The 20,214-nt window shown below is 41.9% G+C and carries 16 protein-coding genes; 8 read left to right on the top strand and 8 right to left on the bottom strand.

What is annotated here, in order from left to right:
* Window positions 1–221: 221 nt before the first annotated feature.
* The 4 genes from BRLA_RS19055 (at window position 222) to BRLA_RS19040 (ending at window position 3,191) form a co-directional block, all read left to right on the top strand.
* Window positions 222–704 carry a PaaI family thioesterase gene (locus BRLA_RS19055; protein WP_003334791.1) on the top strand — a complete coding sequence of 161 codons (483 nt, stop codon included), beginning with the start codon at window positions 222–224 and terminating at the stop codon, window positions 702–704.
* A gap of 80 nt (window positions 705–784) precedes the next feature.
* On the top strand, window positions 785–1,567 hold the full coding sequence (locus tag BRLA_RS19050) for an inositol monophosphatase family protein (protein WP_003334792.1): 783 nt from the start codon (window positions 785–787) through the stop codon (window positions 1,565–1,567).
* Window positions 1,568–1,654: 87 nt separating this feature from the next.
* On the top strand, window positions 1,655–2,398 hold the full coding sequence (pyrH, locus tag BRLA_RS19045) for a UMP kinase (RefSeq protein ID WP_003334793.1): 744 nt from the start codon (window positions 1,655–1,657) through the stop codon (window positions 2,396–2,398).
* Between the two features lie 184 nt (window positions 2,399–2,582).
* Window positions 2,583–3,191, top strand: coding sequence for an HD domain-containing protein (locus BRLA_RS19040; protein ID WP_003334794.1), 609 nt, complete (start codon window positions 2,583–2,585; stop codon window positions 3,189–3,191).
* A gap of 56 nt (window positions 3,192–3,247) precedes the next feature.
* Here the strand turns inward: BRLA_RS19040 and BRLA_RS19035 are convergent, their stop codons facing one another.
* Window positions 3,248–4,600 carry a hypothetical protein gene (locus BRLA_RS19035; protein WP_003334795.1) on the bottom strand — a complete coding sequence of 451 codons (1,353 nt, stop codon included), beginning with the start codon at window positions 4,598–4,600 and terminating at the stop codon, window positions 3,248–3,250.
* A gap of 329 nt (window positions 4,601–4,929) precedes the next feature.
* On the opposite strand from BRLA_RS19035, the gene BRLA_RS19030 reads away from it, so the two are divergent.
* The 3 genes from BRLA_RS19030 (at window position 4,930) to BRLA_RS19020 (ending at window position 9,376) form a co-directional block, all read left to right on the top strand.
* Entirely contained in the window at window positions 4,930–8,019 is a 3,090-nt protein-coding gene (locus BRLA_RS19030; RefSeq protein ID WP_003334796.1) for a DNA translocase FtsK, read from the top strand.
* Window positions 8,020–8,059: 40 nt separating this feature from the next.
* Window positions 8,060–8,464 carry a hypothetical protein gene (locus BRLA_RS19025; RefSeq protein ID WP_003334797.1) on the top strand — a complete coding sequence of 135 codons (405 nt, stop codon included), beginning with the start codon at window positions 8,060–8,062 and terminating at the stop codon, window positions 8,462–8,464.
* Window positions 8,465–8,632: 168 nt separating this feature from the next.
* A complete protein-coding gene (locus tag BRLA_RS19020; protein WP_003334799.1) occupies window positions 8,633–9,376 on the top strand; it encodes an IclR family transcriptional regulator in 744 nt (247 codons plus the stop codon).
* Between the two features lie 68 nt (window positions 9,377–9,444).
* On the opposite strand, the gene rsgA is transcribed toward BRLA_RS19020, so the two are convergent.
* The 4 genes from rsgA to moaD all read right to left on the bottom strand — a co-directional run bounded on the left by rsgA (window position 9,445) and on the right by moaD (window position 15,526).
* Window positions 9,445–10,509: a ribosome small subunit-dependent GTPase A gene (gene rsgA, locus BRLA_RS19015; RefSeq protein WP_003334800.1), complete on the bottom strand. Its 1,065-nt coding sequence runs from the start codon at window positions 10,507–10,509 to the stop codon at window positions 9,445–9,447.
* Window positions 10,510–10,876: 367 nt separating this feature from the next.
* The gene (acnA, locus tag BRLA_RS19010; RefSeq protein ID WP_003334801.1) at window positions 10,877–13,594 is read right to left on the bottom strand and encodes an aconitate hydratase AcnA; all 2,718 of its coding nucleotides are present in this window, start codon (window positions 13,592–13,594) and stop codon (window positions 10,877–10,879) included.
* Between the two features lie 159 nt (window positions 13,595–13,753).
* A complete protein-coding gene (locus BRLA_RS19005; protein WP_003334802.1) occupies window positions 13,754–14,782 on the bottom strand; it encodes a ThiF family adenylyltransferase in 1,029 nt (342 codons plus the stop codon).
* Window positions 14,783–14,821: 39 nt separating this feature from the next.
* Window positions 14,822–15,526 (bottom strand): molybdopterin converting factor subunit 1, encoded by a 705-nt coding sequence (moaD, locus tag BRLA_RS19000; protein WP_041752380.1) that lies wholly within the window; start codon window positions 15,524–15,526, stop codon window positions 14,822–14,824.
* A gap of 255 nt (window positions 15,527–15,781) precedes the next feature.
* Between moaD and moaC the strand changes: the two genes are divergently transcribed.
* The gene (moaC, locus tag BRLA_RS18995) at window positions 15,782–16,270 is read left to right on the top strand and encodes a cyclic pyranopterin monophosphate synthase MoaC (protein WP_003334804.1); all 489 of its coding nucleotides are present in this window, start codon (window positions 15,782–15,784) and stop codon (window positions 16,268–16,270) included.
* Window positions 16,271–16,368: 98 nt separating this feature from the next.
* Here moaC and BRLA_RS18990 read toward each other — a convergent pair whose 3' ends face one another.
* The 3 genes from BRLA_RS18990 to BRLA_RS18980 all read right to left on the bottom strand — a co-directional run bounded on the left by BRLA_RS18990 (window position 16,369) and on the right by BRLA_RS18980 (window position 20,067).
* Window positions 16,369–17,997: a YcdB/YcdC domain-containing protein gene (locus BRLA_RS18990; protein ID WP_003334805.1), complete on the bottom strand. Its 1,629-nt coding sequence runs from the start codon at window positions 17,995–17,997 to the stop codon at window positions 16,369–16,371.
* A complete protein-coding gene (locus tag BRLA_RS18985; RefSeq protein ID WP_003334806.1) occupies window positions 17,981–18,520 on the bottom strand; it encodes an RNA polymerase sigma factor in 540 nt (179 codons plus the stop codon). The genes BRLA_RS18990 and BRLA_RS18985 overlap by 17 nt, the downstream gene beginning before the upstream one ends.
* A gap of 74 nt (window positions 18,521–18,594) precedes the next feature.
* Entirely contained in the window at window positions 18,595–20,067 is a 1,473-nt protein-coding gene (locus BRLA_RS18980) for a YcdB/YcdC domain-containing protein (protein ID WP_003334807.1), read from the bottom strand.
* Window positions 20,068–20,214 lie beyond the last annotated feature (147 nt).

Here is a 20,214-nt window from a genome sequence, read left to right as displayed (position 1 = left end):
GTATGAATTTCGGAATTACATTACAAACTATACTCTAGCTATCTCAGATAGGCGGTCTTGATCCGAGGCATTTTCGGAACAGAGATTGCCTGTTTTTCTATTCAGGGATAGGAATGCCACATTTGGACATGCCTGCTTTTGTTTCTACTGCTTTTTATGTATGATCGTAGAAGGTCATTGCCTATACCAATATGTCAGGATAGTAAAGGGGGCTTTATTAGATGCAAGAGGAGTGGCAACAAATTATGATGGAGGGAACCGATGAGGAACGTGAAATTCTTCGTTTAGCCCTACAAGCAATTAAGCAGAAGCGGGAGCGAAATAGTGCCTATCTATCTGGTTTCTTAGGATTACAAGGAGCCTTTATTGATGAAAGAACCTATCAATTTGAGATTCCGATCACTCCATATATGCATAACTCCCTCAAGATTGTGCATGGTGGTGTTACGGCCACATTAATTGATAACACGATGGGGTCTCTGATCAATAAGGTAATGGCTAAAGAGGAAAAGGCTGCTGTTACGAGCGATTTGCAAATACGTTATCTACGTCCTGGTAAAGGTCAGAAGCTAAAGTCAGTTGCTAAACTGATTCATCGAGGTGGACTAATGGCCGTAATGGAGGGGTCTGTCTATGACGATCAGGATCGGTTAATTGCGCATGGTACTGGAACCTTTGTCATAATTGACCGCGGAAGAATCTAGCTTATTCAAATAGAAAGTCCAGAATAAAAGATATAGATATGAAGAAAGATGAACAGATACAAGAGTGAGGAGAATTAGCCATGCTAGAAATTGCAAAAGAGGCAGCACTTACAGCGGGAGCTTATTTAAAGCAACGTTTTTCACAACAATTGTTCCCTGAATTGGAATCGCACAATGATGTCAAGCTAGTAGAAGATAGAGAGAGTGAAAGCCGCATTATTGAAGTAATTCACCGCCACTTTCCCGATCATTCTATTTACTCTGAAGAAATCGGTACGATTAGCCGAGGTGACGAGTATTTATGGGTGATTGATCCAATGGACGGAACCAATAATTTCTTTGTGGGACATCCTTATTTTTCTGTTTCGATTGCGCTAGAGCACCGTGGAGAGCTGTTAGTAGGAGTGGTATACAACCCGATAGCTAACCAATTATTTTGGGCAGAGAAGGGCAAAGGAGCCTATTTAAATGGCACCCCAATGCATGTCAGTAATAAAAATGTACTCGCCCGTGCGACAGGTTCTTACGTACGAGGTAGAGAGGCATTGACAAAAGAGCAAGAAATAGAGACCACTAGAGATTTGTTCCTACACACGAAACGTTTAATGAGAAATTATTCTCCTGCGCTAGATTTTTGTTTGTTGGCAAATGGCTGGCTTGATTACATTGTAATGGAAAAAACCAACATGATGGATGTGGCGGCTGGCGTCTTAATTGCACAAGAGGCAGGGGCGAAAATGACTGGTTGGTGTGCAGAAGCATTTACATATGAAGCTTATCATCCCGAATTACTGGTTAGCATGATTGTAAGTGGGGGAGCGCTGCAAGATGAGCTATGCAATATGATGCGAGATTATTGTTAGCTATTTTTTTCTTGAAAAGATTGCCAAAACCCCTAATTTCTGATTACAATACGGAAGGAATTCTTCCACAAAGTAAGGGGGAGAGCTATGCCAAGATATAAGCGTGTACTGGTCAAATTAAGTGGTGGTGCTGTAGCTGGAGGCAAAGGATTTGGTTTTGATCCAGATAGGCTGACACACATTGCGGATGAAGTAGAGGCACTGTTACGGTTAGGCGTGGAGGTAGCTATCGTCATTGGTGGTGGCAATATTTTTAGAGGGAATATGGCCAATGAATGGGGGATTGGCCGTGTGGAAGCGGATAATATCGGCACCATGGCAACGGTTATTAACAGTCTTATGCTCAGAGGTGTGCTGAACAACAGAACTGATCATGAGGTACGTGTGATGACTGCTAATCCAATTAATTCAGTTGCCGAGCCATATATTCGTCTGCGAGCGATGCATCATTTAGAGAAAGGACATGTCATTATCTTTGCTGGCGGAAATGGTCAGCCTTATGTCACAACAGATTATCCTGCCGTACAGCGCGCTTTAGAAATGGAAGCTGATGCGATCCTTGTTGCCAAGCATGGGGTAGATGGTGTACTCAATGGAGACCCGCGCATTTTGGCAAAAACAAAGCTGTATGAATCGCTTTCCTATGATGATGTGATTCGTCAGGGATTGAAGGTAATGGATCAATCTGCCATCATTTTGGCCCGTGACTATGCTTTGCCTATCCATGTTTTTAATTTTGATAAGAAGCATGTCATGAAGCGGATTTGTGAAGGTGAGAATCTAGGAACACTGGTTTCGGATCAGGTTGGTACTGTACTTTCATCTCATTAAAAAGGAAAGACGGGCTTTTTGCCGAATCTTTCTTTATAAAGGAAAGAAGAACCTCCTGTACATAGCGGGAGGTTTTCCTACACTCACTTATAATGATTCGGTTATTTATTATAAGTAAGAAAACTTTGAATCATCTGCAAAAAATACAGCGCTTACAACCAGAAAAGGTAGAGGGGAGAATAACATGATTTTGAATCAAACAGGAGTACGAATTGAACAGCAGCTCCAATTTTTAAGAGAAATTGATCAAATGAAGCATATCTACCGACAGACCTTACTTTTGAATGGCTCTAGGCGTGAAAATGATGCTGAGCATTCATGGCATGTAGCGATGTTAGCAATGGTTTTGCAAGAGCATGCTAGTGGTACTGAGGTGGATTTGTTACGAGTGATAAAAATGCTGTTACTGCATGATATTGTAGAGATTGATGCGGGAGATACATATGTGTACGATGATCGGGGATATCTTGACAAAGAGGCACGAGAGAGGGCTGCTGCTGATAGAATCTATGCCTTATTACCTGACGATCAGGAGGTAGAGTTTAAGGGCTTGTGGGAAGAATTTGAACAAAGAATTACTCCGGAGGCCCGATTTGCTGTTGCTCTCGATCGGTTTCAACCCTTGTTATTTAATTATTACACAGAAGGAGCCACCTGGAAAACCAATCATATTACAAGGGATCAGGTGATTAAGCGAGTGAAGCAACCGATTCAGGAGGGGTCTGAATCACTTTGGACATATGCTGAAGAGCTGATTAACAGTGCGGTAGAAAAGGGGTATCTACTGGCGTAATAGATCAAGAAAGACCGTAGAGGAATCGCTCTACGGTCTTTTCTTACATCAGATGCTTATTTTGTTTTTGTTTCAGGAGCTTTTGGTTTAGCCTCAGGAGCTTTTGGTTTAGCTTCGGCCGCTTTGTCTTTAGCTTCAGCTGCTTTTTCTTTTGCTTCTAGGGCTTCCATTTCAGCTTCAAATGCTTTCATTTCTTCTTGTTGTGCTTGTACTTCCTTAATGATCTTATGGAAGAAGCCTTTTTCATCAAAGTTTTTGATGGCTTCTTTATCTTTCGCTAGATCAGCAAAATTAACCACGTCGTTTTTACTAGGAACTACGAATGGTGTTGCTTTGCCAAAGTTCCATTGGTAGCTATCGCCAATGAAGCCAAATGTAATTGGAGTTGCATCTTTCGCTGTAGCTTTTGGATCTTTCATAGTAACATCAATTGTTACAGTAGAACGTACTGGCAATTTATCCTTATCGATCCAGTAGTCTAATTTCAGCTTCAGGTTTTGTAGCCCGCCTTCTGTTTTAGCTAGCTCTACTAGCTTTTCAGGGCTGTTTTCTTTTTCAAAATCAGCAATGCCTACTTTTGCAGCAGCGATCATTAAGTCTACTTGATCAGTGGCATTTTTACGATATTCTTCGTCTTTTAGAAGAGTTTTCTTCGCTTCAATAGCTTTATCTGAGAACTTGGTAGCCATTGTGGTCAAATCAATAGCAAAAGAGCGAACCTCTGGATTAACTGTTGCATCTTTGGCAATGTAGTAAGCAAGTTCAATCAGATTTTTCGTATCTAGCTCAATGATCAGGTGGGTTGCTTTTAATTCCTCGCCGTTTGGTAATTTAACCGTTTCTTCGCCTTTGTTTTGTACAGAGGAACCTTTAAAGTCGAAGCCCTTGATATATCTGTTAGCGAATTTCATGGAGAGGTTGTTTACATCTTCGCTGAATTTTTTCACAAGCTCCGGATCTATGTTAGTTGTTTCAGTCAATTGCATATCTTGTGCATATTTCAAATATTTCTTATCGATAGGGGATTTCACATAGATATCTTGTTTATCTACGATCATTTCAATCGATGCTTTGTCTTTACCTTCCCATACTTTGTGGTCGCGTAAAGCTTTATCGTTGTTGAGAGACATGGTTAGTTTAGAACTTGCAGTGTCGCCTTTCACACCTTCAAACGAAATACCTTCTTTTACGCTTTCTAGAATTCCAACTTGTTCATCTGTTAACGCCTTTTCTTTTTTCAAAACTTCATCAAAATTCCCAGTTAGTTTAAAGGAACCAGCAAGGTTGTAGCTTCCTTTTTCCATACTATTTACGGTTGCATCTCGAAGTAGTGTCCCATCGGTTGAGCATCCTGTCATTACTAAAACAGATGATGCCAATACAGCAGCCCCTACAGTTGTTTTTTTCATAAAAAAAGCACCTCTTTTCAAATTGGGTAGTCATGGATGAATATTCTAGGTTGTAAAATAATTTCCTTCAAAAGGTTATACGCATGAGAATGCAGATGGTTTCGAATTTTGTTCAAAAAATTGAATTGACGCCTCTGTTTGCCCTTTTCGTGATAAAATGGATGACGTACCCTTCTGTGCAACAATAGGAAGCAGAAGGACGAGGAGTAAAAGTAAATTCCTCAATATCGCTTCTCTGAAGTTTATCGGGAAAAGCAGCCAGTGACACAGTGAAAAAGACAGAAAAGCCAGCTTTTCTAAATTAACAGAGGAAGAGAGGACTAGTAGAGATGGCTAGTTTGTTTGAACGTTTAAAGAAATTTTGGCAAGAAATGATGGAAGTAGAGGTAGAAGTACATGAGCAGGATGATAATCGGGAAGCTAAACACGTTCCTATAGATGAAGAGCAACCGATAGAATTTGTTAGCCGTCAACCGAGGCAGACTTCTTCTACGAGGGCACGTACCAAAAATATTTACCCAAGGAATCATAACGAGCAGGAATTAAACGAGTTCATGGAAAGAACGCGTCCCCGATTTTTCCGATTTCCTGTCGTGCCGGACAGTGAGTTTGAAAAGCAGAGGAAAACGAAAAGGCGCTTAACTGATATTGCTTCGGATAAGATGCCATCCCAGTATCAGCGTAATCAGGGTCAAAGTGAGCAGGGGCTATGGGATTCCAGAGAAAGCAGGAACAATACAGATTATGCTTTTACACAACAGGAACGAATTGCGTCGGAATCAGAAGGCCGCCAGAGATGGAAAGCGGGTTCTTTAGAACAGCCTGTTACAGATAGATACGCTCAACGAGGACAAAAGGAATCCGATTCACGCTACAGTAGACATTCCTCTCATGCTACTTATCAGGAAGAGCATGTGCCTAGCTCAACCTCAGGCGATAGTTACAATCAATCTGAGCCGTATAGCTTTAAAAAGCCTTTTGCACCTACAGAGCTGTTCTCACCGATCTATGGGAAAATTAAAGAAGGAGATAACACGGTTAAAAAGGAACAAATTCGACAAGCCCGAATTAACGAGGACGGACAGATTGTGATTGTAACGGTGGATGAACCGGTTCGGGAAGCAGAACACGAGGAGTATGAAAAGCCAGAAGTTGATTCTTTAAGAGAACAGGCTGCTGCTTTGGCAGCTCAACGATTGCAAGCAGCAAGGCAAGGTAAAACGTCTGAGCTAAGCGTACAAGAGAAAGTATATCGTTCAGAACTGGAAGCAGCAGATATTAGTAAACCAGAGGCAGTGGAACAAGCTGAATCAGAAGTATCAGAGGTGGTCCAGCCAAAGGCAGTTTTTGAACAAGCAGAACCGGAAATGTCAAAGGCTGTTGAACCAGAGGCGGTGGAACAAGCTGAATCAGAAGTACCAGGGGCGGTCAAGCCAGAGGCAGTTTTTGAGCGAGCAGAACCGGAAAGGTCAGAGGCTGTTGAACCAGAGGCAGTGGAACAAGCAGAACCAGAAGTATCAGAGGCAGTTAAACCAGAAATAACGGCCTATGAGCAGTCGGATACGCCAGCAGTTTCTAGTGGGCTAGTAGATTTTGAGCAACAGGAGCTAAAAAATGTTGTTTCCGTTCAACATGAAATGAGTGGGGCAGTTCATGCAAGGGATGTAATGCTCAAACAGGAGCATGTACACAACCTTTCCATCTCGGATGAGAAGAATACGGTAGAGGAAAAGCAACCAGTTTTACCTATTCCCTTTTCCTATGTAGCAGCAAAAGAGGATAGTATCACTGATGAGGTTCATATAGACCGAGTAGAACAGGTACAAACAGTGGAGGAGCCGAAGACAACAGCGATATCTACTGTTCAACCAGAAGCGCCTGTTTTTCCAGCAGTACAACCAACAGAGTCTGAGCTAGTAGGAGAAGCATCCCTAAAGATATCGCCTAATGCTTCTCAAAATCATTCGGAAAAGCTGACATCTAGAGAAGATTTGCCCGAAGAACGACCCATGTATGAATTTCCATCGACCTCGCTATTAACGCCTACTCAGGCTTTAACCGAGGATGATTACGAACATACATTGGATCAAAAGAATCTACTAGAGGAAACGCTAAGTAACTTTAACGTAAATGCAAATATAGTGAATATAGTTAAAGGTCCGTCAGTAACACGCTTTGAGTTACAACCGGCACCTGGGGTTAAAGTCAATAAAATTACTGGTCTTTCGGATGATATTAAATTAAATTTGGCTGCTAAGGATATTCGGATAGAAGCTCCTATTCCTGGACGAAATGCGGTCGGCATAGAGGTTCCAAATAACAAAAGCGAGCCGATCTTTATCCGCCGTATACTGGAATCAGACAAATTCAAGAACCATCCTTCGCCTCTTGCTATAGCGCTTGGAATGGATATTGGTGGGGAGCCGATCGTGGCTGATATTAAAAAAATGCCACACGGTTTGGTGGCAGGGTCTACTGGATCAGGGAAAAGTGTTTGTATCAATTCGATTATTATTAGTTTGCTATTTAAGTCCACACCAGAACAAGTACGATTGTTGCTGATTGACCCGAAAATGGTGGAATTGGCACCCTATAATAATCTACCGCATTTGGTTACTCCTGTTGTTACAGATGCTAAACAAGCAACTGCGTCTCTTAAATGGGCTGTAGAAGAGATGGAAAAACGGTATGCCCTGTTTGTTGAGGCTGGTGTTCGGGATATTGAACGCTACAACCAAACGACAGATGATCAATTACCGTATATTGTCATTATAATAGATGAGCTAGCCGATTTGATGATGGTCTCTCCGCAGGATGTTGAGGACTGTATCATCCGTATTGCTCAAAAGGCGCGAGCTTGCGGTATTCATTTATTGCTTGCTACGCAGCGACCATCTGTAGATATCATCACTGGGAATATCAAGGCTAACGTTCCTACACGTCTTGCGTTTGCTGTGTTCTCGCAAATTGATTCCCGGACGATTTTGGATCAAAGTGGAGCAGAAAGATTACTTGGAAGAGGGGACATGCTCTTTTTAGAAAGCGGAGCGCCTCCGATTCGTTTACAAGGAAATTATGTCAATGATGACGAAATTGATGCAGTGACATCTGTAATCAAGAAACAACGCAAGCCGGAATATATTTTTACTAGGGAAGAATTAGAGGCTCAGGTCTCATCCATTGAGATGGGAGATGACCCATTATTCCATGAAGCACTTGTATTTGTAGCCGAACAAGGGCAGGCATCGGCATCAAGCTTACAGCGCAGATTCCGTATCGGATACAATCGTGCCGCCCGCTTAATTGAAATGATGGAGGCTAGCGGTTACGTTGCAGGACAAAATGGAGGGAAGCCCCGTACAGTGCTAATTACGGCAGAGGATGCCCAAGCGTTAGGGGAAGGAAGTAATTTATTTTAGTGGTTCATAAAAAAGCGGCCAACTATTAGGAGGTTGTAAAATGGAAGTGAATCATGATCAAAAGTCGTACCAGCTTGTTACCGATGAGCTGGCGCTATTTAATGAAGAGTACTATCTTTCTGTATGGCGTATCTCGATTCCTACAACTCAAGACGTGACAACCTCTGAACGATTTAACACACTGTTTGCTTTTGAAAATCCTGATATCGAGCTCTCTGTAGATGTATCGGAGGAAGCGAAGGGAATCTGGTACTATCAACTGCTGGTCCCAGCCATGCTGACAACTCCCGATGCCGCTATGAGACGCATGGAAAAAGGAACAAAAGCTCTATCTGAATATCTAACGCAGCACAACATGCTAACTGAGTATGAGGTTTTACAAAGACAGGAAATATTTCATTACCTCAAACGCTACAATCCAGGTGTAATCATGGAGGTACAGTAAACAAGAGAATGCTTCAAAGGTATCCAACAGTGATCTGCTTCCAAGGAAGGGATCACTGTTTTTTTGGAAGGGAAAATTAGTTACAGCGGCCAATAAATCAGGTATACTTATTAAAAATAGAACATGGTTTCACTAGATGGAACGACCGTGAGAAGGAAGGGAATAGTCATGGAAGAACCCAAGGCAACCGTTCGTAGCGTAGAAAGGGCTTTAGATGTCCTTCTTTGTTTTACGGATGCAACGGAATTAGGATTAAGTGAAATCGCTGCTCGGATTGGTTTGCATAAAAGTACTGTACATCGGTTGTTGGCCGCACTTGAAAGCAAGGGATTTTTACAACGCAATGTTCAAACGGAAAAGTACCGTTTGGGATTTCGTGTGTGGGAGTTATCAGCTAATTTGACCCGGGAGGATGATCCGGCAGTCATTTTATTGCCAGAGATGGAAAAATTGCGCGACCTATTAGGAGAAACGGTGAGCCTGTATGTCATAGACGGGCTTGAGCGCATTCGCATTCAGGCAGTGCAAAGCAATCAACCGATTAGAAGAGTAGCTCCCGTGGGGGCTAAAATGTCGTTGGCGGTAGGAGCTTCCAGTAAGGTACTGGTGGCTTTTGCGGATCAAATGCTACTGCAAGAACTATTGACGTCTCCAAATTGGCCTGATTCGGTAGAGAAGCCTCAATATCAAGAACAGCTAAAACTGATTAAGCAAGTCGGATTTGCCACCAGTAGTGAAGAACGAGAGGTAGGAGCGGCAGCGGTGTCTGCCCCCATTTATGACAAACAGGGAAAGGTATTTGCTGCTTTATCTGTTTCTGGCCCATCAAGCCGATTAACGGAAGAGAAGATGAAGGAAATTGCGGCTCCCATCATGCATGCAGCCTTTCGGATGGGGAAAATGCTTATGTAGGCATCAAAAAGACTCGAGTTTAGTAGCTCGAGTCTTTCTTATTAGTTGAAGACAGAAAAAGTACAGGATTATCGCTTTTTAGGAGCATCACGCAGCGATTTGTTTATTTGTTTCCAGCGATTCTTTTCCGCCGCTTGAGCCTGTCTGTTTTCTTTACGTGCTAGAAAGGCTAGCTCACGCTGTAGCTTTACATAGTTTTGATAGCGCTTGTCTGTGAGCGTTCCTTCCTCCAATGCAGCTTTAATAGCGCATCCCGGTTCAGTTGTATGCCTGCAATCGTAGAAGCGGCAGCGTTCTGCCAATTCCTCTATATCTTTAAAGGTATCTGCTAAGCCTTCATTGGAATCCCAAAGCTGGAGCTCGCGCATTCCTGGAGTATCAATCATGAGGCCCCCAGATGGCAACAAGAATAACTCGCGATGGGTGGTCGTATGCTTTCCTCGGTCATCACCGCTGCGGACTTCCTGTACAATCTGAAGCTGTTCCTTGCTTAATGCATTGACTAGCGAGGATTTTCCAACCCCAGATGATCCAAGTAAGGCAACGGTCTGCCCAGTTTGAACATAGGGGAGAAGCTGCTCCAATCCCTGATGAGCGAAAGTGCTAATCGCATAAATCGGTACTCCCAATGCTATCGATTCCACTTCAGCGATCTTGCTTTCAATATCCTCACATAAATCAGCTTTGCTAAGTACAATCACAGGATTAGCGCCAGATTCCCATGTGACCAGCAGATAACGCTCAATACGACGAAGGTTAAAATCTAAATTAAGAGCATTAACTAAAAACACAGTATTTACGTTGGCTGCAACGATCTGTTCTTCGAGAGCATTGCCAGCCGCTTTACGTGAAAACTTACTTTGCCGTGGTAAAATAGCATGAATCGTAGCTTTTTGCTCTTCCCAGCGAGGCTGCATGACGACCCAATCGCCTATTGCTGGATAATCTTCTCGATCAAAAGCCTGATATCGCATTTTTCCACTAATTTCAGCCAGTAGCTCGCCGCCTTCAGTCATGACGCGATAGATACGTTTATGCTCTAAGGTAACTCGGCCTACAATATATGTAGGATCAGAATATGCTGCAAAATGTTGTTCAAAGTTTTGATTCCAGCCTAATGTTTTGAGATCCAAAGTAGGACTCCTCCTCTAATCATGTATAAAGCTTTAGACATGACCACAGAAGAATCCGGTTTTAGGAAATATGCCCATGTTAACAGGATTCTCTGCGATCCTCACCAACAATTTGATTTTTGACAATGCTATTTCTCATAGTACACATCTCCTTTCTGGTAAAAGCAGTTTGTTTCCAACAACAGTTTACTACATTTTTCTTATAAAGGAAAAAGGAAGTTATGCCTTTTTTCAGAAAGTTATTTGAGCTTTTTTACTCCGTGGCATGAAGCAGTCAGAAATTGATGTTACAAAACTTTTGTTTCATGAAACCTTTGTATAAAAAAATCCCCCGCTAATCAGCAGGGGATGTAACAACTCTCAAGTATTATTTGCTTTCGTCAAATAATTGGCGAAGAACTGTTTGAAGGATACCACCATTTCGATAGTAGTCGATATCAACTGTGCTATCTAGACGAGCGATAGTTTCGAATTCAAATGTAGAGCCATCTTCGCGAGTACCTACAACCTTCAAGATCTGGCTTGGTTGAACTTGATCACTCAGGCCAAGAATATCGAAGGTTTCGCGTCCTGTTAATCCTAATGTATGCCAGTTAGTACCTTCCAGGAATTGAAGCGGAAGTACGCCCATGCCTACCAGGTTAGAGCGGTGAATACGCTCAAAGCTCTCAGCAATAACGGCTTTGACACCTAATAGGAATGTACCTTTTGCTGCCCAGTCACGGGAGCTGCCAGTACCGTATTCCTTTCCAGCAATAACGACTAGGTTTTTGGTGTCAGCTTGATACTTCATAGATGCATCATAGATTGACATCACTTCATCGGTAGGAAGATACTTCGTTACTCCACCTTCAGTACCTGGAGCCACTTGGTTACGAATACGGATATTGGCAAACGTACCACGCATCATAACGTCATGAGACCCACGACGAGCGCCATAGGAGTTGAAGTCTTTTCGTTCTACACCGTTTGCTTGCAGATAAACACCAGCAGGGCTAGTAGGTGTGATGTTACCAGCTGGAGAGATGTGGTCGGTTGTTACGGAATCACCAAGGAGTGCTAGGACGTTAGCGCCTTTGATTTCTCCAATATGACCAGCTTCTTTTTCCAGATTTTTAAAGAATGGTGGCTCTTGAATGTAGGTAGACTTGCTATCCCACTCATACAGATCTCCAGTTGGAGCATCAATTTTGTTCCAGCGTTCATTTGCTGTAAATACATGCTCATATTCAGCACGGAACAGGTCTGGATTCGTCGCTTTTTTCATCGCTTCATCCAGTTCAGATGGAGTTGGCCAGATATCCTTTAGATATACAGGCTTACCATCGTTACCAATACCGATAGGCTCTGTAGTTAAATCGATATTTACTGTACCGGCTAATGCATAGGCGATAACCAATGGAGGTGATGCTAAGTAGTTCGCTTTTACCTGCGCATGGATACGGCCCTCGAAGTTACGGTTACCAGATAGTACAGCCGCTACTGTCAGATCATTGTCAGCAATAGCCTGACTGGTCTCTGTAGGCAATGGACCGGAGTTACCAATGCAAGTAGTACAACCAAAGCCGACAATATTAAAGCCAATTTTATTTAAAGAATCGATTAGTCCTGCATCTTCTAAGTATTGAGCTGCTACGCGAGAACCTGGTGCCAAGGAGCTCTTAACGAAAGCAGGTTTGGTTAATCCGCGTTCTACCGCTTTTTTCGCTACGATTCCTGCGGCCAGCATTACGCTAGGATTAGACGTATTTGTACAGGAAGTAATCGCAGCGATCACCACGGAACCTGTTTTCAGCTCAGCTTTTTCCCCATTCGCATAGGTAACGTTAGCAGAGGTGTTGATTTTCTCTTCACTTAGTCCAAACCCGCCTTTTTCAATTGGAGTGCGGATGCTGGAGTTAAAGGATTCTTTCATACTCGTAAGTTCAATGCGATCTTGTGGACGTTTTGGTCCTGCAAGGCTTGGTACTACTGTAGATAAGTCAAGGGAGAGCGTTTCAGAATATACAGGCTCTTCTGTGTCATCTGTGCGGAACAAGCCCTGAGCTTTGGTATAGGTTTCAACTAGATTGATTAGCTCTTCACTGCGACCTGTTTGACGCATATAGTCTAGTGTCAGGTGATCCACCGGGAAGAAGCCCATTGTTGCACCGTACTCTGGAGCCATATTGGCAACGGTTGCACGGTCAGCAAGAGAAATATTAGATAGACCAGAACCGTAGAATTCAACGAACTTGCCTACAACGCCTTTTTTACGAAGCATTTGCGTGATGGTAAGAGCTAGATCTGTTGCGGTAGATCCTTCTTTTAAAGTACCAGTCAATTTAAAGCCAACGACCTCAGGAGTAACGAAGTAAAGCGGTTGTCCAAGCATACCAGCTTCTGCCTCGATACCACCGACACCCCAGCCAAGCACGCCTAATCCATTGATCATGGTAGTATGGGAATCCGTTCCTACCAAGGAATCTGGATAAGCAAATGTTTCACCATTCACTTCACGATTAGCCACTACAGATGCTAAGTACTCAAGATTAACCTGATGAACGATACCTGTAGCTGGTGGCACGACACGGAAATTATCAAATGCCGTTTGGGCCCAACGTAGGAAGCGATATCGCTCCTCATTGCGTTCAAATTCTAAATCCATGTTCGTTGCCAAAGAATTAGCTGAACCGAATGAGTCAACCATAACGGAGTGGTCAATTACCAAATCCACTGGGACAAGTGGGTTGATACGACGCGGATCTCCGCCGTTATTCTTCATTGCCACTCGCATAGCAGCCAAGTCTACAACCGCAGGTACACCGGTAAAGTCTTGAAGAACGATACGAGCAGGCATTAATGGAACCTCTTGATTACTGTCACGGCCCTTCGTCCAGTTTGCGAGAGATGTAACATGCTCCTTAGTTATTGCACGATTATCAAATTGGCGAACAGCTGCTTCCAACAAGATTTTAATGGAGAAAGGTAATTTAGATACCTCACCGATTCCTTGCTCTTCCAAACCTTGCAAACGATAGTACTTATAGGTTTTGTCACCTACTTGCATGGACGATTTTACTTTGTAATCATCTTGAAAAGCCAAAAGAATAACCCCCTTCGAGCAAATAAATTCAACTGTTACATAATTCCTTACCCGTTCGTTTCACTAGATGAAACCACGTTTCGTTTCCGTTGCAAATTTATTATACTCGAAAGCTTGTTACTCTTCCACCCTATTTTCACAAAATAGTAACAAAATTACCTAATTACCGATAAATTTGGCGAATAAGCTACGTGCAGTGGCGATATCGTCGGTATTTTGAACGAGCACACGTCCGTCTGGAAAGATTACTAAAGTGTAGGGATCGATGTAAAACCGCAATAAGAAACGATTCTGTTCCACAGTTCCAAGTGGAGCGAGTCGTTTTGCTAGTTGAGACAAATCAAGCGTAATTGCTTCACGAGGGCTTAGTTGTACCGTATCTCGACCACATAAGGCTGTAGCTAGTTCATCATCAGGGCTAGTCTCCAGAAACTCAAATTGTCGTTGTCCACAAGTAGGGCAGTCCGGACGCTTCGCTTTGAGAACTTTAATTTGCTGGTGGGTATTATTCCATAAATCGAAATGCTCCAGATGAGGATTGTAGGCATTTGTTGCCTGTAAAAGGATTTTAAAAGCTTCTGTCGCCTGATAAGAGGCAACCACATGTATGATTGGGCCAATTACGCCGGCTGTATCACATGTGGCGGTTGTGCCTGGCTTCGGTGCTTCGGGAAATAGACAACGTAGGCAGGGGGTTTCACCAGGACGAATAGCAGTATATGTTCCAGTTGCGCTAACAGCTCCGCCATAAATCCACGGGATATTATGTTTAACCGCTACATCATTAATAAGATATCGCACCTGAAAGTTATCGGTAGCGTCTAAAATAAGATCAACATCTGATAAATATTTTTCGGCATGAAAAGCAGTAACATCCGCTACGATAGGCTCCAATGCTACATCTGAATTTATTTTAGATAATTTCTCATAGGCGGCTATCGCTTTTGGCAAATGCTGTCTCGCATCTTCCTCGTCATATAGCATTTGACGTTGTAAATTGCTTGGTTCTACAAAATCTCGATCTATAAACCGTACAAACCCGACGCCAGCACGAACGAGATGGTTGGAGAGCACTGTTCCCAGCGCTCCCATCCCAACAATGGCAACACGACTGTTGCGCAAACGTTCTTGTCCAGCCACTCCGATCGGGGCGAATAAAATTTGTCTCGAATATCTGTTCTCATTCATGACTTCTATGCTCACTCCATCCTAACAATCAGAAATACACTACTTTTTCTCACTATCCAAGTCAGCGGTTGGATTCCAAGGCCCTAGCTGATGCCCTTTCCACTCGTTTCCATCCTCCCATATTTCCTTTTTCCATATCGGGACGATTTGTTTTAAACGCTCAATCGCATAGCGACCAGCTTCAAAGGAATCATTACGGTGTGGGGAGGAGACGGCAATGACTACTGCGATTTCTTCAATTTGAAGATCGCCAATTCGATGGTGGATGGCTACACGTATATTTTCCCAGCGCTCATGAATTTCTGCCTCGACCTGTTTAAGCTTTTCGATGGCCATGGGAATATAGGCTTCATATGAGAGGTAGACAGTACGCTGACCTTGCGTCATTTCACGTACTGTGCCGATAAAGGTTAAAATAGCTCCGCAGTTACGGTGAGAAACTAGTTTGATTAACGGTTCTACCGAGAGAGGGGCTTCTGTTATCGCAAAACGTGGCTCTTCGCCTCCGCTGACAGGAGGGAGAATAGCTACTTCGTCGTTTTCCTTTATAATAGTATGGTGATCTGCGTACTCTTGATTGACTGATACAAAGCAACTGGATAGCAGTTCCTTCAAAGCCGGATATTCATGTGGCAGCTTATCGAGTAAATCTTGTACGGTACTAGAATCAGGTAATTCGATCTGTATGCTATTTTGTCCGGCGCGTTCTGCTAAACCGGCGAATAATAATAGGGTAACCTGCATGTTATTGGCCTCTTTTCTTTCGTTCTGCTTACTATTTTCCGTTTCTCTCTTGAACATACCATATCACTATGGCGAAATGAAGGGCGGAAGCTAAGTCATGAAACAATCGATCCCTTCTTTTAACGGAAAAAGACAAAGAAGGCGAACCGTGGAAGAGAGTAGTAGGAAGATTTACTTATTTGATTAGTCAAATCGAATACATTAGCATAGAATCAAAACAGAGATAGTACGTTTGTAAAAAAGGAGAAATCATTTATGTCTACACACGATCAGCTTACACATTTTAACGAACAAAACAGGGCGCGCATGGTAGATATCTCAGATAAAGATGTTACGAAACGTGAGGCGGTTGCTAGAAGCCGTGTTGTGATGAAGCCGGAGACCTTGCTACGCGTAAAAGAAGGGAAAATCAGCAAAGGGGATGTACTGGCTGTAGCACAAGTAGCGGGCATTATGGCAGCAAAAAAAACCTCAGATATGATACCAATGTGCCATCCTTTAGCCCTAACCGGCGTAGATGTTACATATGAATTTGAAGGGGAGGATACGATCGGGGTATGGGTTAAAGTGAAAACAACAGGGAAAACAGGAGTAGAAATGGAAGCACTGACGGCTGCGAGTGCTGTAACACTCACGATCTACGATATGTGTAAGGCAATGGATAAGGAAATGGTTATTGGTCCTACCTATCTGGTTAAAAAAACGGGTGGCAAGAGTGGAGACTATGAGCGGGTAGAGGGATAGATGCGCATCATGCAGAGAGAGTAGCCAGCGTTTCATTATGGATTCATCTATAAAAGGAGCCACCTTTTCTAGTAGTAGAGAAGGTGGCTGATTTATGATTAGTCTGTATCCTTTAGCAGTTGCCCCGTTTTTGCATCAATGGTATGGCGGTCGATATTTACTGGTAAAGAAGTATACACCAAACTAGGCGCTTCATTGTGAGTAGGCAAGATATAAGCTAGCTGAAACGGATAGGTCTTAATATAGGCCTGTGTGGCTTCTTTAATTGAAAGTATGTTTGTTTGTTTAGGTAACAATTCCGGATCAAAAGAGCTACCCTGATAATTCGTGATTGTACCTGTATTCATATCAATTGTGACATGATAAGGATGACTTATCACAGGAGCTCCTTCATAAACGGGATAAAAAGTAAAAGTAATGGAAGAATTATTAGTCATTTCCTTGCTGATGTCTAAATTAAGCTCTTTTATTTGTACGGGAACGATATGCTCGAGTAGAGTGATCGCCTTTTGCTGAGCTTCTGCTTTATTTATTTGAGTAGAAGTATGATTTGTTTCAGGTTTATAAAAATATTCTAGAAGCTGACCACTGGACCAATCTACCTCCATACTCCCACGTTTTCCTGTTTCGTCTACCCAAATATATTTTTGAGATTTTTTATAGGATGAACTACTCTGCATGCTAATTTTTTGCGTGTTCACAGTGAACAAATCAGCTAAGATTGACTGTGCTTCTTCTTCGGACTTAGCAGATAATTGCTCTGTTGAAGTAAGGAGAATAGTCCTTTCACTTGATTTATCAAGCTGTCTATATGACGAATCTAGCCATTCACCGTTCTTTGCATCAATATATCCATAGATAGCAGGTTGGTATCCTAATACATACTGGTTTGCTTCTGTTTTCAAATAAACAAGGCGCATCTCTTTTTCAAGAAATTCTTCTACTTCTGTTTTTGGCAATACATCTTTAGGGAGAGGGAAATGATGTGGATCAATTCCTTCCATAATATTACCTTGAATAGTAGAATATACGTTTTTTGTTTGGACACTTATTGATAGATTTATATTTTGATCGAGAATAGGAGTATTGTGAACCATTCGATAATATACTACTTGACCTGTTACTTTTCCTTTTGTACCAACAAAGCTTTGAAAGTTATTGATAGAATCTCCAAGCCTTGGCTTTAGATAATCGAACGCTATTTGTTCAAACTCAGTCATTTGGTGCTGTTCTACAAAAGGGACCTCTTTTTTATCCACAACCGACTCTGATATCTTTTCTTTAACTTGATCAGAATCAAGAATTGGCACTGGCTTGTGATCTCGATCTGATACTAAGGGTAGTGCTGGTACTCGATCTGGAACTTGGATCGGAGTGGGTGTAGGAACCGGAACAGTTGGACGAATCGTTGGCCCTTTTTTCTCTATAGGAGGTTTGGGAATAGAAGGTAGGGGTTCGTTATGTAACGGTTCTGTGACAATAGGCTCTGTTTGTGACCATTCCAATGGCTGATAACGCAGAGGAGAGCCAAGCCACATCACTAGCATGACGGCAGCGCCGATACAGGATATTTTCACAGTTCGAAGATACCAGATGTGGGTACGTTTCTTTTTTGCAAGCCTTTTGATAATTGCTACTTCACACTCTTCTACAAATTGAGATCGCGGTTGTAAATCTTCTCTTTGCTTTAAAGCGTGTAAAATCTCTTTTTCACTTGGCAAGTTCATCGTATAATCCTCCCATCGTGGGAATAAGACATTTCTTTTGCATAATCTTCAGGGCACGATGGTAGTCGACTTTTACTTTTGCCTCACTACACCCTAAAATTTCCGCAGTTTCTTTAATCGAAAGCTCGCGTAAACCGCGGAGGATAATGACCATTCTATGCTTCGGCTTCAGTGACTGAAAGATTTGCTGTAGGTTCTGCTGTAATTCCTTCTGCTGTAATTCTTTTTCAGGTAATCCAAATGTGGCCGGTATTTTTTTTATCCAATAGTCTGAAAAGACATATTTAAGCTTTTTTTTACGATAATGATCGATTGCTGTATAACGAGCAATAGAAAGTATGTATAGCTTTAGCGGAGAACGTCCATCATAGCTGGACAAAGAGCGGAACAGACGAATAAAGACCTCCTGTGTCAAATCCTCTGCTTCGTTTTGATCGCCTGTAAAAAAGACTAGAAATTGATAGATGTCCTGATAATGAGTACGGTATATATGCTGGATATGTTCCTTTTCGTCTTCCGTCAAGGCATAATTCCCCTCCTGGATAAAAGCCATCCTCAACAAAAAGGATGGCTTTGGAGTGATTGGTTATTTATAGATTATTCTTCTTCTCGTTCTCCAGTAATTCCATTGATACGTACGTCTCTGTCTACTGTATAGGCAAGATATGCGTCTCCTTCATTGCCAGTGGTTTTTTCAGTAATATAGACAAGCGTAAGTGGAGTTTCTTTAAGTAGAGCTTTTGTAGCTGTTTCAGGGTCAATAATAGAATCCTTGTCTGGTAGCTTGTCAGAAGTTGTACCTAGGCCGCGAATGGCTGTTACTTTGCCAGTAGCACGGTTCACTGTTACTGAATAAGTACGGTCGGAAACTAAAATTCCTTCATGAGCTTGATGGATTTTGTAATGGATTACAATGCCTGGTCCTTTGTTTGTTTTCCAAGATTTATTGATTAATTCTTTTACATCGTCACCTAAATACTTTTGAAGAGTTTTTACAGCGAGTTCTTGACCTTTCTCCGGAGAGATTGCAGCTTTTTCATCATCTTTGTTTTCATCATCGATTACTACTGACAGTACTTGGTCGTCTTTTGTCTTAACCATAGCTACAGCCTCGTCTTTTTTGTACCATGTATACACTAAAGTGTCCTTATCTGGTTCTTCAGCTAAGGTCAATCCTTTTACATCAAAGCCTAATACTGACTGTAGAATTTCAGCAGCCTCATCAGGTGTATGAGCTACTAATTTTTTACCACTTGCATTTGCTGGATAGGCATCAGAGTAGAAAGTATCTTGGAAGGTGCCGATTTTTTCTCCCGTTTCAGCATTCACGTAGGGAGTACTGTTAAAGAGATAGACTACTCTTCCATCATCTGCTGAAATATAAGAGAAAATCATTTTAGACAGTGTTTCTTCTACTTGTTTTTTACTGATTAGTTTTTCCGGCTTTGGTAGTTCTTCATCAGAACTGGTTGCATTTCTCTTTTCCATACCAATAATATCTCCATTTGGATTTATTTGAAGATAATATTGATCATCCTTAAGTTCAATGTCATCGATTACACGATTAAATGAGATGTTAATCCAAGCGTGTCTATCAGTAGTGCCATCTCCTCCTCCAGTTCCAATTTTTTCTTTGACTTTATATTGATCAGCGCGATCACCTAGAAGTTTTTTCAGAAAAGCTTCTCCTTTTTCCTTGGCCATTTCTTTGTTAGCTGGTTCATCGGAATAAATATCTTTTTTTCTAATATCAAATTCTTGAATAACCCCTGACTTAGAATCTATTATGATATCAGCAGATGGGAACTTCATACCTTTTTCTTTAGAAAGAACAACTCTTGTTTTTCCTTCAGAATAAGGTAAAACCTCAATTCGAGTTAACTCTTTTAATTCAGGAAGAATTTCAGTCAATTGTTTGATGGATTTTTTTACTACCTGATCTAACTCCTGTATAGTTTGAATTTTTTCAGGTTCTTCTGAAATTGTTTTGGCACTAGCCCATACCGGAGTTGATGAAAGCATAAGAGCTGCCATAAGACTCAAGACTGTTTTATTCGTTGATTTTTTCATAATTATCTTCCTTTTCTTTTCATTTTTCTTGCTCACATACAAAGTCGAGAATAAAAAAAGAAAAGTTACAATTATTTTTAAAAAGGAAATTTTATAAAAACGAACTTCTTCAAGGGAGTGACAATAGAGGGGGCACTCGGTGGTAAG

Origin of the sequence: Brevibacillus laterosporus LMG 15441 (assembly GCF_000219535.2) — a bacterium.
Lineage (GTDB): Bacteria > Bacillota > Bacilli > Brevibacillales > Brevibacillaceae > Brevibacillus_B > Brevibacillus_B halotolerans.
The sequence above is the reverse complement of the archived record's forward strand: the minus strand, read 5'-3'. Positions and strand labels throughout refer to the sequence as shown.

Bases quoted from the DNA above. Each gene is read 5' to 3' on its own strand.
- BRLA_RS19055 (WP_003334791.1), top strand. From the start codon at position 222: ATGCAAGAGGAGTGGCAACAAATTATGATGGAGGGAACCGATGAGGAA.
- BRLA_RS19050 (WP_003334792.1), top strand. From the start codon at position 785: ATGCTAGAAATTGCAAAAGAGGCAGCACTTACAGCGGGAGCTTATTTA.
- pyrH (WP_003334793.1), top strand. From the start codon at position 1,655: ATGCCAAGATATAAGCGTGTACTGGTCAAATTAAGTGGTGGTGCTGTA.
- BRLA_RS19040 (WP_003334794.1), top strand. From the start codon at position 2,583: ATGATTTTGAATCAAACAGGAGTACGAATTGAACAGCAGCTCCAATTT.
- BRLA_RS19035 (WP_003334795.1), bottom strand. From the start codon at position 4,600: ATGAAAAAAACAACTGTAGGGGCTGCTGTATTGGCATCATCTGTTTTA.
- BRLA_RS19030 (WP_003334796.1), top strand. From the start codon at position 4,930: ATGGCTAGTTTGTTTGAACGTTTAAAGAAATTTTGGCAAGAAATGATG.
- BRLA_RS19025 (WP_003334797.1), top strand. From the start codon at position 8,060: ATGGAAGTGAATCATGATCAAAAGTCGTACCAGCTTGTTACCGATGAG.
- BRLA_RS19020 (WP_003334799.1), top strand. From the start codon at position 8,633: ATGGAAGAACCCAAGGCAACCGTTCGTAGCGTAGAAAGGGCTTTAGAT.
- BRLA_RS19005 (WP_003334802.1), bottom strand. From the start codon at position 14,782: ATGAATGAGAACAGATATTCGAGACAAATTTTATTCGCCCCGATCGGA.
- moaD (WP_041752380.1), bottom strand. From the start codon at position 15,526: ATGCAGGTTACCCTATTATTATTCGCCGGTTTAGCAGAACGCGCCGGA.
- moaC (WP_003334804.1), top strand. From the start codon at position 15,782: ATGTCTACACACGATCAGCTTACACATTTTAACGAACAAAACAGGGCG.
- BRLA_RS18990 (WP_003334805.1), bottom strand. From the start codon at position 17,997: ATGAACTTGCCAAGTGAAAAAGAGATTTTACACGCTTTAAAGCAAAGA.
- BRLA_RS18980 (WP_003334807.1), bottom strand. From the start codon at position 20,067: ATGAAAAAATCAACGAATAAAACAGTCTTGAGTCTTATGGCAGCTCTT.